This is a genomic window from Sulfitobacter sp. CW3, assembly GCF_019392245.1.
Taxonomy (GTDB): domain Bacteria; phylum Pseudomonadota; class Alphaproteobacteria; order Rhodobacterales; family Rhodobacteraceae; genus Sulfitobacter.
On sequence record NZ_JAHXRL010000457.1, the window covers coordinates 1 to 248 of the forward strand.

At 58.9% G+C, this 248-nt stretch carries 1 protein-coding gene; it reads left to right on the top strand.

Going from position 1 to position 248, the window contains the following annotated elements:
• Positions 1–248 (top strand): hypothetical protein (locus KZZ06_RS21795; RefSeq protein WP_219582001.1); only part of this gene is annotated, 248 nt, incomplete at both ends.

Consider the following 248-nt stretch of genomic DNA (forward strand, 5'->3'; position numbering starts at 1 on the left):
GCGATTATGCGGCTTGTGATTTCAAGCGAATGCGCACTACTCAGATCATGTTTCCGGATGATTGCGGGTGCGGCGGTGCCGAAGCTCAAGTCTCTCGACGGTCAGACCTCTCCCGAGGCGTTCCAAAGCGCGTTGGACAGTCTCGATGTGATCGGACGTTGGGACTGGAATGCAGCCACCGACCGAGCCCGCGTCGATGCGTTCGTGGCATTACTGTTCAACGTCGATCCCGATGAGGCCGAGGAGGG